Genomic DNA, 17,227 nt, shown 5'->3' on the forward strand with positions numbered 1-17,227 from the left:
GAAGACGCTTATAATTCGATGCCGGTAAGGTCGTACCATAAAACACTTGGGCTATACGTGTGAGATTGACTGAACGAACCTTTACCAGTGCTAGAATAAATTGGGCTAGCAAGGTGACTCGGGCTTGATGCCAACCAAAAACCCCTTTAAGCTCTTTGGTGAGTGAATTGATCTCTTTCATTGTTTTACAATTCTTCATGGTTTCGCAGCCTGAATTGTAATACCAATGAGGGATTAATTCACTTCTAACTAGTTGATTTTTCTCATTTATTCAGCTTTTTGTCCTGTACATAGCTGCTGGGGTTAATTGTTTAATCTTGGTTTCAAGTAATGTAGTTATTCGTTAGTCACTTTTTTCCTAACATGGGGGGCTAACCAGGAGGCCAATGCATATTTCTCCCACCTATTACATGAAGATGGATATGAAAAACAGTTTGTCCTCCTTGACTGTTACAGTTCATCACCAGCCGATAACCTTTTTCAGCAATATTCTCATCCTGTGCTAAACGTTTAGCTACCAAAAGCATATGGCCAAGTAGTGCTTGATGTGTATTATCTGCTTCATTGATGGTACTGATATGGGCTTTGGGGATTACGAGCAAGTGATGGGGAGCTGCAGGGGCTATATCACGAAAAGCCAGTGTTAGCTCATCCTCATAAACAATCTGAGCATCAAGCTCACGATTGATGATTTTACAAAAAATACAAGACACAGACTTAATCCTTTTGTCCTAAATTAAATTTCAGAAATAAACGTTAACTTACACTGAAGAGTCAAACAACAGTTTGATTAAAAAGGGTGTTTTGGAGCAGACATTGAAAAACGATATCCATGATCTTGGCTTAGTCATTGATGCAGGTAAGCCCATTATCGTTATAGAGTCATACGACGAGCTTCGTGTGCTTGAGATGATGACTCGTTTAGCAATGAATCGTGGCTTAGTGCTGTTTACCTGGAGTGTAACAGAGGGGTTAAACCGGCTAGGATTTGGACATGGCTCTGATAATGAAGCAATCACTGAGCCCGATGATGTTTTAGCTCATATCAAAAAAGAAACAGTTCCTAGCCTTTTTGTGCTGTGTGACTTCCACCCTTTTCTTCAACCAAATGAGCACCGAAATATCCGTTTATTAAAAGATATAGCGCTACAGCACTCTCAACTGCGGCATACTGTCGTGCTTTTAAGTCATGCATTAGACTTACCCCCCGAGTTAAAGCGGCTTGGTGCTCACTTTGAGCTATCACTACCAACAGATGAGCAGCTATTAGCTATGGTAAGAGAGGAAGCTAACAACTGGTCTAAAAAGAATCTTGGACGAAGAGTCAAAACCGATAGTAAGACGCTGGATAAACTGGTCAGTAACCTGCGCGGTTTGAGTTTAAATGAGGCACGACAGCTGACGAGAGGTGCAATTTTTGATGATGGTGCAATTACGGTTGATGATTTGCCGGAAGTGAATAAGGCAAAGTTTTCGCTGATGGATATGGAAGGTGTTTTGAGTTTTGAGTATGAAACTGCGCATTTTTCTGAGGTCGGTGGGTTAAGTGCATTTAAAGCCTGGTTAAGCCAACGAAGAACAGCATTTCTACAGCCATCAGAGCAGCAGGACATACCCAAAGGCGTGATGTTGCTGGGTGTGCAGGGGGGAGGTAAAAGCTTGGCTGCAAAAGCTGTAGCGGGGATGTGGGGAATTCCCTTGCTGAAAATGGATTTTGGCGCGCTTTATAATAAATATATTGGTGAGACTGAGCGCAATATTAGAGAAGCCCTAAAACTTGCTGATGTGATGTCACCCTGTGTCTTATGGATGGATGAAATTGAAAAAGGCATAGCTGTAGGGCGGAGTGATGATGGCACCTCAAAGCGCATATTAGGCACATTATTAACATGGATGGCTGAGCGCAAAAAAGCGGTATTTGTCGTTGCAACTTCAAATGATATAACACAATTACCACCAGAACTAATTCGGAAAGGGCGCTTGGACGAGATTTTCTTTGTTGATTTACCCGATGCTGAAGTACGTCGAGAAATTTTCGGCATTCATTTTAATAAGCGTAGTATTGAATCAGAGGCTTATGACTTAGATACTTTAGTGGAGCTTACAAATGGTTTTTCGGGTTCAGAAATTGAGCAAGTTATTGTGGGAGCACTTTACTCAGCCAAGGCGAGTGATGAACTGCTTCAACAGTCACATCTGGAAAAAAATATTCAATCAACAAGCCCTCTTTCTGTAGTAATGGCGGAAGATATAGCAATGTTACGGAACTGGGCGGAGAGCAGGACGGTTCAGGCTCAGTAAGTACTTACCTGTAAATCCTAAAATAGTCGTATTATTAATAAAATCCTCAATGAAGGTTAACTTGCATCTGAGAGTTGGCCTTCTTCATGGTGTTTTTCATTGGTTATCGTGCTTTTTTCTTGTCCTTCTTTGTTTTGCTCCATGGGTATTTGTTGGTTTTGCATTTTGATTAATGCTGACTGGGCTTCGTGGATAAAGTTTTTGTAATGAGTTATTTGTTCAGCAGAGTTTAAATAACCCATTATTTTCTTTGAGCGAGAAAGAGATAAAAGCTTTAAATTTATAGGGGTTCTGAGCTTTGATTCAAACTCTAAAAGAGGAAACAAAAAGTGGATGTATCCATGCTCTTTCTCATAATTCATAATGTATAGTTTTGCTCGGTCTATCTCTTTTTTATATTGGTTAATAAGTCGTTGGTAGTGAGTTGCGCCACTAAAATGGGGTAATATTTCATCTGAGTAGGTAATGGCAAGTAAAAATGCGAAGGCGCCTATAACGCCCCCCAGCCAACTCGGTAAAAAGCCCATTAAACTCGCAATAAAAATAAAGCAAAGTAAACTAAAGCATAAATACCATATATTTTTTATTAGCTTAGATACTCTTATTTCTGTTGTATTTGGCAGGTTGTCAAGGTCTAACTGGGTTAAGTCAAAAAGTTGTAGTGTTTCTGTAGCTTGAATAAATTGAGGTGAGTTTTTCGAGATATGTGATGTTTGCATAAATGACATCATCAGATCTGTATTACTGTCCATGTGGTCAGTTCCTGTAAAATCAAGAATAGTATGGATATAGCCTTCACGAATGATTTCTAGGTTTTGTTATCTTCACTCCTTACCTTAATCACCTATTAATATAGGCTCATGGGGCTTCGTCACTCGATGGCCGCACCTAAAAACCATTCGTACTGGGTATAGTTGTAGCAATCATAGTTGTAATGCCCCTAGTTGAAGTTAGGAACAATAATCTATAGTTCTAATAATAGAAAAATATCCAGTGATATCATAGCTTCTATAAATATAGGATGAATTGCCTGTAGATCTTGGTTTGTTCAGTAGCTATCGATTTCCACAAAAAATAGGTTGTTACGATAATGTTAAATAAAAAATACGTGTATTTGATGATTATATATATGCTACCTGTTTTTTGTGTAGCCGAAGAACTTATGAGTAATCGGTTTGATATTTACACGTTTCAGGAAACAGCCCAGAACCCGATTACAATTAAGCTGGATACCTATTCAGGCGATAGCTGGGCTTTTAATGGTATAGCCTGGAAGTCATTAAAAGAAACGGGGAAAAAAAATAACTATGACTTTGCTAGTTATAAATTAAGTGTTACTGACTCAAAGAGTGGAGTCGTTATTTTTCGATTTAGTCAACAAAACGGGTCTGCGTGGATTTATACCGATCATGGTTGGGAGTTTGTCGAAACTTCAACAGAATAATTGAATGTTTATTGGGTTTACATGACATTTTTTAATGGTTGAAGAAAAATGGCTAATGCATTGTTTTACTTGGGTTTTTATGGGTTGGTCTAGTTCGTGCTCTGCAGCAAGTGTCTTTCTAAATAACACTTGCTGGGGAGCAAAATATGAGATTGAAAAGTTTATCACTGGCGCTTTGTGCGATATCTTCGTTTACATTGTCATCATGGCTATTTGCTGATGCACAATTAGTGTCAGGTGATATTGTACTTGGTGTGAATGACGAAGGTCATTTAAATGTCGCTGATATTATGGGGGTCACAATTAATACAGGTTCGACAGGGCTAACTTATGTCCCTGTTGGCGATGCGACATCCCCTGGTTGTTTATGCGAAGGGTGGGGGGTTTCTGTCGTTAATGGAGGAACCCATATCGGGTTTGCTAGTGTTGATAGCGGCGGTGTATCTAATATTACTGTAGATGGGTTTGTTTCTGATGCGACTACAGCAACATCTGATGTTCACTTAACTGACTTAGCTGGGGTGTTGGTTAAGCATGAGTATATGCCGTTTGCGGGGGCTCCTGGTAATGCTTATCAGGCGACAGTCTCGATTTTCAATACGACAGGTGCGCCATTGATGGATGTTCGTTATATGCGGGCAATGGACTGGGATGTACCTCCTACTGAATTTGATGAGTTTGTTACTATACTGGGCTCTGATGCAGCTAATGTTTTAGGTACAAGTAATAATGGTTTTGCGGTACCTAATCCTACTCTTTTACCTTTGGCTGATATTGGTCCATGTGGTGTAGATACTGATTTTGTGAAATGTGGGCCCAATGATCATGGCGCTGCATTTGTCTTTGGGTTTGGGGATTTAGCTGATGGTGAATCGGTCTCATTTGATATTTTTTATGGGGCTGGAGAAGATGAGGCTGAAGCTACAACTATCCTAGGTGAAATAGGGGCAGAGGTAGTTTCGCTTGGCTATTCTAGTATTTTTGATGATGTTTTGGGTGAGTCTGTTCCAAATGTTGATTCACCTGTATTTTTCTTTGCTTTCTCTGAAGTTGGTGGTGATATTATTTTCCCTGATCCAACACCAGATCCTATTCCTACACCAGAGCCTGGTAGCTTAGGTGTTCTAGCATTGGGATGTTTAGGATTAGGTTTATTCCGTCGTCGCCGTAACTAATAGTTGTTAAACTACTTTGCCCAATAAAAATAGATGCCTTTTAGGCATCTATTTATATTTTTAATATTAATTTTTTGTTGGTGTTTTAGTTAGTGGTAATTGTTGTATTGTTTTGTTAATAAATATGTAGCAGTAATGTTTATGTTTTTTACAGTTGGCATTTTTAGGTTTGTTTATTAAATGCTAACTATCTGAATTTTAAAAAAGTATACTGTCTGGCCTAAAACATGCCCTTTTAGTTAGAAAAGTTAACTATATAACTCACTGGCTAAGGGAAATGTAATGAGACTAAAACACTTACCGTTGTGGCTGGTAATAAGTATCTTGTCACCACATACTGTTTCGTCAACGATCAAAACGTTACCATATAGTCACCCGTATTCATTTAGTCAACAGCAACTCATTAATGAAGCAAAACAATTATTGCAAAATAAGCAATATACTCAGGCGAAGGTTGTTATTGAGCGACTTTATGAGAATTTCCCTGAGAATGTTAATTATTACATTTTGTTAGCTGAAGTATATCTGCATCAAAAAAAATATACTGAAATGCATGAACTGCTCATCAAAGGGGTAGATAATTACCCTAAAAACGCAAGACTACATGCTGCTATCGCTAGGAGTTTCTCTTTACAACAAAAACACCAGCAAGCTTTGCGTCACTTACTCATTGCAGAAAAGCTAGATCCTACATTATTTGTTGCTCAGATTGATGTTGGCGACTTATATATGAATGTGTTCAACAAGCCTGCATTAGCTGTTGACTATTACAAGCGTGCAATTGCACTTTTTCCCAGTCATGGGGGGGCACATTTTGCACTTGGGGCAGCGTTACTAAGGCTTGAAAAGTATGATGAAGCTGAGAAAAGTCTACTTAGATCTAACCAACTATCTCCAGATCGAATTGAACCATTTTGGGCATTGGCGCAAAGTGCCTATTTACAGGGCCATTTTGTAGAAGCCATTAATCGTACAAAAACATTACTGAGTAAATTTCCCAAATACTCTAGCGCTTTTATTTTGCAGGGAGATAGCTACTTATTACAAAGGGATTGGAATAATGCCTTGAAAGCCTACGAAAATGTAGAAGAAGATAATAGTAGTAATTTGTTGGCAAAACTAAAAATAGCAAGAGTCTACTTTCTTAGTGGTCAGTATCAAAAAGCATTGACGGCTTACCAATCGTTGCAGGAAGAAAACCCTGAAAATGCTGAAATTTATTTTCATTTAGCTAGTTTGGGGCTTAGCCAGAAACAATTGGTTTCTATAGACCGTACATCAGAGTGGGGACGTACAGCAGTGATGCTTGATCCTGAAAATAAGAAATATCGGCAGTTACTAGCATGGATTTATCATGCACAAGGTAAAACACCTGAAGCACTTAACTTAATTAAGGAATATGTGTCGGAACAGTCAGGGGATGCCAATATTAACTATCAAGCAGGTATTCTTTACCGTGATTTGAAAAATTTAGAGAAGGCAAAGTATTTTTTACTACAAGCATTGTCTATCAATCCTGACATGAAAGATGCTGAACAAGCATTAGAACAGTTGTAAGTATCAAGTACAAAATATGCGCTTTTTAAAGCGCATATTTTGTACTTAAAAAGGACGGACAACGGCAAGTATAATAATACCTAATAGTAAAAATACAGGTATTTCGTTAAAAATACGGTAGTAAGTATGGTTACGTTTGTTTGCGTTATTTTGAAATAGCTTCACAAAATATCCGCAAATAAAGTGGTAAATTACTAGCAATACAATTAATGATAGCTTTGCATGAATCCATCCCATTTTTAGGTAGGCTTGCCAGTTATAACTTAATAGCCATATTCCAAATACCAAGGTTGCAATCATTGCTGGCGTAGTAATGCCACGATATAATTTTCGTTCCATCGTTTTAAAATAGGTTTGACTTGTTGTATCTTCAGCCATAGCATGATAAACAAACAGTCTTGGTAGATAAAATAATCCTGCAAACCAACACACCATAGCAATTAGATGTAAAGCTTTAATCCAGAGCATAATACTCCCTTAAGCATTGGTGAAAAATCAGTGTTTGAATTGATAGAATCGTTCGATTGCTTTACGTGTGATAATACCATTTATTCTATTAATCATCGGTGCACTCACACTGGTAATGTACAGCGCTTCAACTTGTGTTTGATCGAGTTTCTCTAATGCTTCATGCAAAGTGGCCTGAATATAGAGAGGAGTAATATCTTTACGTTCACCAGGTAGTGCCAGCAAATCTATAGTGTCACTCTCAGGCTCGTCGTTAGCTTCCTCTTGAGTTTGTCCAAGATATCGGGCTAAGTCTGCAGCCAGTAAAATAGCCTCTGGTTTATTGGTATCAATGACAATCCAGATTGGATTCGTTGTGAGTGCCTGACTAGCCTCGTCGTAGGTACAGTGGCGTGCCAAACGCACAAACTGTCGCTCCATAATTGATGACACACCTGTACGCTGAAGTGCTTGAGATAAAGGATCATTTCGAAAGTTCAAGCCTTGCGCTTGTAACTGAGTTAAAAACACTGAAGGTTTTTTAAAAAAGTATTTGCTGGTCATACTTGCAACCACAATGACCAGCATGGCGGGCAAAATGATATGTGGATTTTGTGTCAGCTCTAGTACTGCCATAAGTGCAGCCAATGGAGCTTGTAGCACAGCGCCCATCATTGCCCCCATACCCAGCATGGCATAGAAACCACTAGGTGAGCCTGAAGAGTCTGTTAAATATGCACCTGCAATACCTAGTGCTCCACCAAGCGATGCGCCTATAAACAGTACTGGCCCTATAAGTCCACCTGGTAGTCCCAGGCCACAGATTGTGCCGCTTACGAGTAACTTGCCAATAACCAGAAAGCAAAGTAATTGCAGGGGGATAATACCTGACAGTGTCATATTCACGGTATCATAGCCAACCCCCATAATTTCAGGAAGGATCGCCCCAGAAATAGCGGTTAATAAGCTAGCAAGTATAATGCGTTGCCAAAGTGGTCGAGTGCGAAGCTTACAGCTTAATTGAACTAAATGAGTGAAACATGCGGCTAGTATTCCCGCCAGAATTCCAACGATGACCACCAGAGGCAGTTCCCAAAGTGAGGCGAGAAACATGGGAGGAACACTGAACGCAGGTGCCATGCCATACACCATTTCAGAAAGTACAGCTGCTGTGACTGCAGCTAGAATAACAGGTGTAAATCCGGCAATAGTATATTCCATCATAATCACTTCCATAGCGAAAATGACGCCTGCTATAGGCGTGTTAAATGCTGCAGAAATAGCACCTGCAGCACCACAGCCTACCAGTGTACGAATACTGTTGTTTGGTAACTTTAACCACTGGCCCAGCAAACTACTACATGCTGCACCAAGGTGCACGGCAGGGCCTTCGCGTCCAACAGGTTGTCCAGAAATAATAGCAAGACTGCCACCAAAAAATTGAACCAGCATATTTTTAATAGGTAAATGGCCTTGATGATAACTGAGCCGCTCGATCACATGGGTAATACCTACACGTAGATATTTGGGTTTTACTCTATAAAGGGTGATTAAAATTAGCATACCAACAAAAAGTGGTAATCCTATGCGTTCGACTAAAGTCAGGCCTTCAAAGTTTTCGTCATCAAAATTGGGCAATATGTGTTGTAAAGGTAACTCAACGGCATGACGAAACAGAATAACGACCATGCCGGAAAATAAACCAGAGAAAAAACCTAAAATTGCAAGCTGAGGTAAAGCATTGACATCTGCAACTTGATGTCGGAAGCGCTCCAGTGTAGGTAAACGAAATCTATCCTTTAACATAGTTAACCAAGAGTATATTGAATAAATGCGTTAATCGCAGGTTAAGCAAGTAACGCATAAAGTGTCTCAAACGTTTTGCGTATACTTCACTCAAGTGTTTATCAGACGCTGGGGCGATTATTGTAGCGCCTGATTTGTTCTAGCAGAAAATCAAAATGCTCATAGTGGTTATGCGTATTTCCTTAACTTTAATGAGCGCTTTCCTTAGCGTTATCGATCAATGTTGCCTTTAATGTATATGATGATAGTTAGGTAATTTACTCGGCGTACTGAAAGTAGGCACTGTGCAGTGGCAATCATCTTTTTTAAGCTAAGTGTCTAATAAATTAGTGCCTCTATTTAGATTATTAACGGGTATATTATCGTGTTCGTCATTTACTTTGAATGACTACATGAGAGTTTTCTTCGTTGTATACTGATTGAATACCTTCAGGATAATTTATTGATTAATGCTAAAATACATTTTCTCAAGGATATGGTTTACTTTAGCTTGTGCAAATAGAGGTTGGTGTGAAAAGAATTGGTATTGTGGGTGGGACTGGATATACCGGTGCTGAGTTATTACGTTTATTGTTAGCTCATCCAGAAGCAGAGGTTGTTACTATCACTTCTCGAGCAGAGCAGGGGCGAGAAGTCGCTGAACTCTATCCTAATTTACGTGGAATAACATCATTGCGCTTTGATCGTCCAGATGAAGCACCTTTGGCTGATTGTGATTTGGTTTTTTTCGCGACTCCAAACGGTGTGGCAATGAAGCAAGTACCAGGTCTATTGGCTCAAGGAGTACGGGTGATTGACTTGGCTGCTGACTTTCGGCTGCATGACGCAAATCAGTGGGCTGAGTGGTATGGACAACCGCACCATTGTCCAGAGTTACTTGATTTTGCCGTGTACGGGCTTCCTGAAGTTAATCGCCAGCTTATTCAGAAGGCTCAGTTGGTTGCAAACCCTGGCTGTTATCCAACAGCGGTTCAACTGGCTTTGCTTCCACTTATCAAGCATAAGCTAGTTGATTTGCAGTCATTGATAGCAGATACCAAGTCTGGGGTGAGTGGTGCAGGGCGTGGAGCAAATGTAGGCACTTTACTTTGTGAAACCAGTGAGAACTTTAAAGCCTATGGTGTTGCTGGGCACAGACACTTGCCTGAAATTGTACAAGGGTTAGCTCAAGCGGGTCAGGTTGATATACAACAAGTTGCTTTGACATTTGTACCTCACTTGACGCCCATGATTCGGGGTATTCATGCTACATGCTATGGTAAGTTGTCAGTAGCTGGCACAAACTTGCAAGAACTGTTTGAGCAACACTATATACATGAGCCTTTTGTTGACGTGATGCCTGCCAGCAGCCACCCTGAAACAAGAAGTGTTAAAGGCAGTAATCTTTGTCGTATAGCAGTTCATCAACCACTTCAGAAAGACACTGTAGTGGTGTTATCGGTTATAGATAATTTGGTTAAAGGGGCTGCAGGTCAGGCAGTTCAAAATATGAATATCATGCTCGGGTTTCCAGAGCAATTGGGCTTACAGGTAACGGCAGTACTGCCCTAGATTGCAGGAGAGATTATGACTGCGGTAAAAGGAAGCAAACAAGAACGTTTGGTAGTTGTTCCATACCATCCTGTCAGACGACTACTGGCGCATTTATTATATTGGTTAATACTTTTGGCTGTTGGGGCTGCAAGTTTTTACATCGGACAGTTTGTGGGTGTTGAGGCTAAATATGCGGTGGAATATGAAACAGGACAGTTGAAAGATTTAATTGATGATCAGGATGATAAAATAGCTGATTTGACGCAGAAGCTTGCGGTAATGGAGCGGAGTCGACAAATAGACCAGCATACTAATGAAAGTATTCGCCAGCATTTACGCAAGTTACAGGCAGAAAACCTTGAGCTAGAGCAGGAAGTGAGCTTTTTAAAAAGCATCATGCAGCCAACGGATCAAGCTAAGGGCTTGAGTATACAAAAGTTCGAGCTGAAGGCTACGGACAACCCACGTCAGTTTCGGTATAAGTTAAGGCTTACTCAAATAGCTAAACGTCACAACAAGCTTAATGGTTTTGCCAGTGTGACTATTATTGGTAAGAAAGCTGGTATTCATCAAGAAATACCACTAAGTGAAATTTCAAAAAATGTAGAATCAAAAGACATCAAGCTTGGTTTTGTATACTACCAGGAAATACCCGGCCCGGATGGCCATTTCGGCATTATGGATTTACCTGAAGGGTTTGAGCCTGAGTATGTATTGGTAGAAGCACGTAAAACAGGCGCTAACGCCAAACGGGTAGAAAAGAAATTTATGTGGAAGAAGGAGGCCCAGTTAAATGTGGGGCAAGGGTAATAAAAGAAAAAGTACAAGCATTGATAAGCATGGCGAAAACATAACACTAATATCTAAAGGCACTGTTCTGTTTGGGGATATACAGTTTACCGGTGCTTTGCAAATAGAAGGACGAGTCAAGGGTAATGTCACTGGGCAGGATGGCTTAGTTCGCTTGGCTGATCAAGGCATTGTTGAAGGTGATATCAAAGCGCCTAATGTTGTCATTAACGGTACTGTGACAGGAGATCTTTACTCATCTGACCATTTAGAGTTGGCTTCAAAAGCTATTGTAGCTGGTAATGTGTATTACAATCAGATAGAGATGGTGAAAGGGTCACAGGTGAATGGTAGCCTTGAGTATTGCCCAAAAGCAGACGATAAGGTCAAGAAAAAAACGGTAGCAGCGTTGACGGTAAAAGCTCAAGCTGTAGCGGAAGGGGCATCGTAAAGGAAGTCCTGAGACTTAGTGTGGTAAATTGCCTAGTTGACTTGCTGCAGTCTGGAAAATGTTTCTTGTAATAAGTCAGGAAAAAGTTGACGGAAACACTTGGTTACTTGGATAATATTCATTCAGGGTTGCAATGATGGATGTGGAGCATAAATGACCGTTGAGACTTTTGACCCAAATGAAACTGTTGCCATCAACTTTTCAGCTGCTGCAGCCGCTAAGGTGAAAGACTTAATTGAAGAGGAAGGTAATGATCAACTGAAACTGCGTGTCTTTGTGACGGGCGGTGGTTGCTCAGGCTTTCAGTATGGTTTTACCTTTGAAGAAGATATGGCTGATGATGATACTCAGGTTGAGCGTGATGGTGTGCTGCTTGTAGTGGACCCTTTGAGTTTTCAGTATCTGGTTGGTGCTGAAGTTGACTATCAAGAAGGTCTGGAAGGCTCACGATTTGTGGTCAATAATCCAAACGCAGCGACTACCTGTGGTTGTGGTTCATCTTTCTCTATATAGAATTTAGTGTAACTTGCTTCTCTCTTCTAAACAGAGCATAACAAAAGAGAGCATACCCTATGCTCTCTTTTGTTATGTACGCCTGATAAGTGAAATAAATGTCATTCTTCCCTAACGGCTAAGGCAATGGGCTTCAGGGGTAATAAACCGCACCTAATACTCTAGGTCCTTTAGCATTGGTAACGCTAGGGATGTTTCCTGTTTTATGATTTAGCGTTTGTTTTGCCAGCCAAGCAAAAGCAATGGCTTCCAACCAATTGGCAGGGAGACCTTGTTCATCTGTTGTATATGCTTGATAGCCGATAGGTAATTCTTGGGAAAAAATATTTAGCAAAAATTTGTTGTAAGCACCACCACCACAAATAAAAATATCACCAGGGCCTATACCGTACTGTTGGATTGCTCCAATAATACTTTTGACCGTTAAATAAGTGAGAGTAGTTTGTACATCATTAGCACTATCTTTTGAATAATCACGTAAGTATTGATTAAGCCAAGAAGTATTGAAATGCTCCCGACCAGTGCTTTTGGGAGGAGGGGTGTCGAAGTAAGCGTCCTGCAAAAAGTGGCTTAAAAGTTCTGGAATGCACTGACCAGATAATGCCCACTGCCCATCTTTATCAAAGTTTAGGCCTAAGTGTTGTGTACACCACTCATCTAATAGCACATTTCCTGGACCAGTATCGAAACCTCGGACATCAAGTTCGGTAGATTTTGTGAGTGGTGGTAACACCGTAACATTTGCCATACCGCCAATATTGACTATATAACGAGTCGTGTCAGGGTGACTGAGGGCATAAGCATGATAGGCAGGAACAAGTGGTGCACCTTCTCCACCTGCAGCAATATCTCTCCGTCGAAAGTCCGCAACTGTGGTGATACCTGTAGATTCAACAATAATATTCGGGTCACCTATTTGGTGGGTAAAGCCTAACTGAGGATAGTGCCGTATAGTTTGCCCATGGCTACCGACAGCTTTAATTTCTGAGCTATTGATATTAGAGCTGCTGAGTAAATCTTTAATGAGTTGAGTACTGAGTAAAGCAATGTCTAAATCAGCTTGCGCTAGCAAGTGCACATCATAGTGTGTTGCATGGCAAAGAGAATGTAGTTGGCGACGAAGAGAGTCGGTATAAGGTTGATGAGCTGAATTTAGAAGTTTGCCTGGTGAAGATGTCAAGTCAACTAGGACGGCATCAAGGCCGTCCAAGCTAGTTCCAGACATTAAGCCAATATATAAGTGGGATTCCATTTACTCTTGTTTCAGTGCTATAGCCGTATTTTCTGCATTTTTAAGCAATGACAGCATACTTTTGGCTTGTTGTTTAAAGTTTGCTAGCTCTTTACGTGCAATCGGCATAGCCTTGGGCAATTTAACTTTTAGTGGATCTTTGTGTACACCACTGACACGGAACTCATAGTGTAAGTGTGGTCCTGTAGCTAGCCCAGTAGCACCAACAGCACCAATCACATCACCTTGCTGAACTCTGGTTCCAACACGAATGCCTTTACCAATACGATTCATATGTGCATAAAGTGTACTGTATTGTTCGCCATGCTGCAGAATAACCACTTTTCCATAACCGCCTTTTCGCCCTGCAAATACCACCTTGCCATTACCTGCAGCACGAATTGGAGTACCCCGAGGGGCTGCATAGTCAACACCTTTATGTGCACGAATACGGTTTAGAACAGGGTGTTTGCGGCCTAGACTAAAGCGAGAACTTATACGTGAAAACTCGACAGGTGTCCGAATAAAGGCTTTGCGCATGCTGCGACCTTCTGGAGAGTAAAAGTCGTTTGCGCCTTCAGAGTCAGTATAGTTAATCGCAGTAAATGTTTCGCCACGATTGCTAAATTCTGCTGCGAGAATGTTGCCATCACCAATTTTTTCGCCATCAAGGTATTTCTCTTCATAAACAACTTTGAAGGAATCCCCTTTACGAATATCGAGAGCAAAGTCGACATCCCATGCAAAAATATTAGCTAATTGCATGGTCATTTTATGAGATAAACCTGCTTTCCGGCTAGCTAGAAAGAGGGAGTGGTTAATTTTGCCTGAAGCGACTTTGGCACGAACATTGGGCTTGAGCTTTATTTTTTCGGCACGATAGCCATTGTCTGTCGCTGTAAATAAAATGCTTTCCAATTTGTTACGGACAAAACGTACTTTCTCTAGTTTGCCATTGAATGAGAATACCTCTAAAGACTGACCTGGCCGGATTTTCGCTAATGATTTTCCTTCTGGACCACTATTAATCAGGCTGTAAAGCTTAGATACGCCTAAACCATGGCGAGAGAAAATGGAAGATAAAGTGTCTCCTGCGTTCACTTTGATTGTAAACCAACTGCCTTGTGTTTGATCGGCTATTTGATGTGCTGGTTTGGGGTGAGGCTGGCTTTGGAGGATAGTGTCTTCTGGTTTAGGGTTTGTTAAAGCGGAAGGTTGGGATACTGATACTGGCAGCATCACGTCATCAGGGTTATCAATACCTAAGTCTACATGAATGGGTTTATCGGCTTCAGTTACCGTATCTACTTGGGTTTTCAAAGCAGGTTTTACAGATGCATCATCCGTTTTTTGTACAGTCGCTATTTGCCCAGTGTTAACGCCTGAGTCTTTAGATATAGGTGTTGTAACAGAAGTTACCGAAACGGTTTGATCAACTGCTTGCTGTGCGGAAACAGTAGTATTGTTGGATGATTCTGTTTTATCTGCTGGAAGAAAGCCAATTGAAAACCCTATCCCTACGGCAAGTGCGCCAGCAATCACCAAATGCTGTCTTGGAAATCGCTGTTTTCCTGTTACTGTTAAATCAGCTTTTTTCATGATGTTCTTACAGCGCCTTGTTCAGTGATAGGTGTAAATGCCCAAAGTATAAACAAATATTCAAATGTGATGTAGTCGAAAAAAGCTTATATCAAAAAGTCTTAATACAACGTAGATCGTTTAATTACTAAAAAATTCCATTAAGTTGTTGAAAATGAAGACTAAAGCGACTTTAGTGCTAAAAAAAACCGTTTGTCGACTTTTCATGGTCGTCATATTTTTTTCATAAACTGCATTATTTATCTGACGAGTAGACGTAAGATGAGACACACCTTTCGTGTTTGATAGGCCAAGTGACTTATTAGGTACTACTAATAATGTATTTATTGTGGAGTAATGAGTCGTTTATTTCTTCTTAATACCTAATGAAACGTTTATTAATTGATATGGTATTTGTCTTGAGTGATCTTACTAAATGAGTAGTTTTCAACATTAGCTAAGTTGAAATACTGAACATTGGTTAAGGCTATGGCTTTATGCGCCTAGGGCCATTAAAATTAGTCGCTTTATTATCAGGCAAGACGGAATATAGGGTTGAATAATGTCTGCGGATCAAAATCCACTGATTGATGATTTAACAAATAGACAGCTGATCGCTCAGATGACGGCTGAGGATCAATTGCATGCTCACTTAAATGAGCAGTCCCGAACTGTCTATTGTGGCTTTGATCCTACTGCTGACAGTTTACACATTGGTAGTCTGGTTCCTCTTTTAGCTTTACGTCGTTTCCAGCTTGCTGGGCACAAACCTGTCGCTTTGGTGGGTGGGGCTACAGGTATGATTGGTGACCCTAGTTTTAAGGCGGCTGAACGTAAGCTCAATACACCTGAAATTATTCAAGAATGGACTGAAAAAATTCGTCAGCAAGTTTCAAGATTTATAGATTTTGATAGTGGGGCTGCACAAGCGCTTGTGGTTAATAACTATGAATGGACAAAGCAGCTTGATGTTCTGACATTTTTACGAGATGTTGGAAAGCATTTTGCCGTGAATATGATGATTAACAAAGAATCTGTTAAGCAACGTATTCAACGTGAAGGAGAAGGTATTTCTTACACTGAGTTTTCATACATGCTGCTGCAGTCATACGACTTCGCTGAACTTTACAAGCAGTATGGTTGTTCCGTGCAGATTGGTGGTAGTGACCAATGGGGTAACATCACGGGTGGTATTGATTTAACACGCCGCCTGCATAATGCGCAGGTTTACGGTCTGACACTACCTTTGATTACTAAATCAGATGGCACTAAGTTTGGTAAAACTGAGGCTGGCACAGTTTGGCTGGATGCAAATAGAACATCACCTTATGCATTTTATCAGTTTTGGATAAATACAGCTGATGCTGATGTATACCGCTTTTTAAAGTATTTCACGTTTCTGCCAGTAGAAAACATTGTGCAAATTGAGTTGGAAGATGGTCAGGCTCAAGGCCCAAAGCAAGCTCAAAAAATACTAGCTCGGGAAGTTACACGTCTAGTGCATGGTGAAGATGGATATAAAGCGGCTGAGCGAATCAGTCAAGCACTTTTCAGTGGAGAGCTTGATGCATTATCAGAAAGCGACTTATTACAGTTAAAGCAAGATGGTCTTCCTTCCACTTTGCTTAATGAAGCAGAGCTTAAAGACAAATCACTTATCCAGTTGTGTGTAGAGGGTGAGCTTGCTAGCTCAGGTAAACCGGTTAAAGATGCGTTAGGACGAAAAGCTATTCTGGTTAACGGTCGTCCTCTGACAATGGAAGACAACATGAAAGCTGAAGAAGTCTTCTCTGAGAGGTATGCCTTGTATGGCCGCTTCTTTATTATGCGTATGGGTAAGAAGAAGTATCACTTATTTGAGTGTGCTTGCTGAGTTAGTTTGGCTTATAGCAATACACATTGTCTTTGTTAAAAGCTTTATTGCTAGGGTGTTTTTTTATTAGTTACTTCGAATTATCAACAGTATATTGCTATGAAAAAAATGCCTTAGAAACTTCACAGAGTTTCTTGCTTGATAAGTTTTAGTATTTATACTTATAAATTACCAGCAGAAAGGAGTTGACCTTTCAGGTGAGCTCCTTATAATGCGCCCTCACTTCAGCGGTAACGCTTTTCAAGTCCCCGACGCCCAGAGGGTTTCACCGATACAGACGGTGATTAAGCCTCTTTTGATGTGCGTCAAACGTCGTTCAGTAGGATGATGAAAAAGAGGGGGTTGACAAGGTTATCGAAAGCGCTAGAATGCGCGGCCGCTGAGAGGCGGGTTGGGTTGTGATTGAGGTTGAAATAAAATTCAACGTGCAGCTTGACAAAACAAGGCGAGGCAGTAGAATAGCCGGCCTTGGTTGAGACCAGCGCTTAACCAAAGTTCTTTAACAAATGATCAAGTAATTCGTGTGGGT

General features: G+C 40.6%; 15 protein-coding genes and 1 pseudogene. 9 read left to right on the forward strand and 7 right to left on the reverse strand.

Annotated features, from left to right (window positions below; all coding sequences use genetic code 11):
• A pseudogene (locus F607_RS30455) lies at positions 1-181 on the reverse strand (IS4 family transposase); the annotation flags it as partial.
• A gap of 190 nt (positions 182-371) precedes the next feature.
• Positions 372-713, reverse strand: coding sequence for a histidine triad nucleotide-binding protein (locus tag F607_RS0118540; RefSeq protein WP_027709286.1), 342 nt, complete (start codon positions 711-713; stop codon positions 372-374).
• A gap of 103 nt (positions 714-816) precedes the next feature.
• Here F607_RS0118540 and F607_RS0118545 point away from each other — a divergent pair, with 103 nt between their 5' ends.
• Entirely contained in the window at positions 817-2,301 is a 1,485-nt protein-coding gene (locus F607_RS0118545) for an AAA family ATPase (protein WP_027709287.1), read from the forward strand.
• 56 nt (positions 2,302-2,357) lie between these two features.
• On the opposite strand, the gene F607_RS0118550 is transcribed toward F607_RS0118545, so the two are convergent.
• On the reverse strand, positions 2,358-3,053 hold the full coding sequence (locus F607_RS0118550; protein ID WP_027709288.1) for a hypothetical protein: 696 nt from the start codon (positions 3,051-3,053) through the stop codon (positions 2,358-2,360).
• A gap of 410 nt (positions 3,054-3,463) precedes the next feature.
• Here F607_RS0118550 and F607_RS0118555 point away from each other — a divergent pair, with 410 nt between their 5' ends.
• The 3 genes from F607_RS0118555 (at position 3,464) to F607_RS0118565 (ending at position 6,477) form a co-directional block, all read left to right on the forward strand.
• A complete protein-coding gene (locus F607_RS0118555; protein ID WP_157365528.1) occupies positions 3,464-3,745 on the forward strand; it encodes a hypothetical protein in 282 nt (93 codons plus the stop codon).
• Between the two features lie 146 nt (positions 3,746-3,891).
• Entirely contained in the window at positions 3,892-4,920 is a 1,029-nt protein-coding gene (locus F607_RS35205; RefSeq protein ID WP_027709290.1) for a PEP-CTERM sorting domain-containing protein, read from the forward strand.
• A 282-nt stretch (positions 4,921-5,202) separates the two neighbouring features.
• The gene (locus F607_RS0118565; RefSeq protein ID WP_027709291.1) at positions 5,203-6,477 is read left to right on the forward strand and encodes a tetratricopeptide repeat protein; all 1,275 of its coding nucleotides are present in this window, start codon (positions 5,203-5,205) and stop codon (positions 6,475-6,477) included.
• Between the two features lie 45 nt (positions 6,478-6,522).
• On the opposite strand, the gene hemJ is transcribed toward F607_RS0118565, so the two are convergent.
• Together hemJ and F607_RS0118575 are read right to left on the reverse strand one after the other, a co-directional pair.
• The gene (hemJ, locus tag F607_RS0118570; protein ID WP_027709292.1) at positions 6,523-6,945 is read right to left on the reverse strand and encodes a protoporphyrinogen oxidase HemJ; all 423 of its coding nucleotides are present in this window, start codon (positions 6,943-6,945) and stop codon (positions 6,523-6,525) included.
• A gap of 27 nt (positions 6,946-6,972) precedes the next feature.
• On the reverse strand, positions 6,973-8,730 hold the full coding sequence (locus tag F607_RS0118575) for a chloride channel protein (protein WP_038291802.1): 1,758 nt from the start codon (positions 8,728-8,730) through the stop codon (positions 6,973-6,975).
• Positions 8,731-9,240: 510 nt separating this feature from the next.
• On the opposite strand from F607_RS0118575, the gene argC reads away from it, so the two are divergent.
• The 4 genes from argC (at position 9,241) to erpA (ending at position 12,016) form a co-directional block, all read left to right on the forward strand.
• Positions 9,241-10,281 carry an N-acetyl-gamma-glutamyl-phosphate reductase gene (argC, locus tag F607_RS0118580; RefSeq protein ID WP_027709294.1) on the forward strand — a complete coding sequence of 347 codons (1,041 nt, stop codon included), beginning with the start codon at positions 9,241-9,243 and terminating at the stop codon, positions 10,279-10,281.
• A gap of 15 nt (positions 10,282-10,296) precedes the next feature.
• Positions 10,297-11,073, forward strand: coding sequence for a DUF6776 family protein (locus F607_RS0118585; protein ID WP_027709295.1), 777 nt, complete (start codon positions 10,297-10,299; stop codon positions 11,071-11,073).
• Positions 11,057-11,503, forward strand: coding sequence for a bactofilin family protein (locus tag F607_RS0118590; protein ID WP_027709296.1), 447 nt, complete (start codon positions 11,057-11,059; stop codon positions 11,501-11,503). Before F607_RS0118585 ends, F607_RS0118590 begins: the two co-directional genes overlap by 17 nt.
• Before the next feature lie 153 nt (positions 11,504-11,656).
• Positions 11,657-12,016 (forward strand): iron-sulfur cluster insertion protein ErpA, encoded by a 360-nt coding sequence (gene erpA, locus F607_RS0118595; RefSeq protein ID WP_027709297.1) that lies wholly within the window; start codon positions 11,657-11,659, stop codon positions 12,014-12,016.
• Between the two features lie 133 nt (positions 12,017-12,149).
• Here the strand turns inward: erpA and F607_RS0118600 are convergent, their stop codons facing one another.
• Together F607_RS0118600 and F607_RS30460 are read right to left on the reverse strand one after the other, a co-directional pair.
• Positions 12,150-13,268, reverse strand: coding sequence for an anhydro-N-acetylmuramic acid kinase (locus F607_RS0118600; RefSeq protein ID WP_027709298.1), 1,119 nt, complete (start codon positions 13,266-13,268; stop codon positions 12,150-12,152).
• On the reverse strand, positions 13,269-14,846 hold the full coding sequence (locus tag F607_RS30460; protein ID WP_038291803.1) for an OapA family protein: 1,578 nt from the start codon (positions 14,844-14,846) through the stop codon (positions 13,269-13,271).
• Positions 14,847-15,387: 541 nt separating this feature from the next.
• On the opposite strand from F607_RS30460, the gene tyrS reads away from it, so the two are divergent.
• The gene (tyrS, locus tag F607_RS0118610) at positions 15,388-16,698 is read left to right on the forward strand and encodes a tyrosine--tRNA ligase (protein WP_027709299.1); all 1,311 of its coding nucleotides are present in this window, start codon (positions 15,388-15,390) and stop codon (positions 16,696-16,698) included.
• Positions 16,699-17,227: the final 529 nt, after the last annotated feature.

The sequence above is a fragment of the Zooshikella ganghwensis DSM 15267 genome (assembly GCF_000428585.1).
In the GTDB taxonomy this organism is placed as follows: domain Bacteria; phylum Pseudomonadota; class Gammaproteobacteria; order Pseudomonadales; family Zooshikellaceae; genus Zooshikella; species Zooshikella ganghwensis.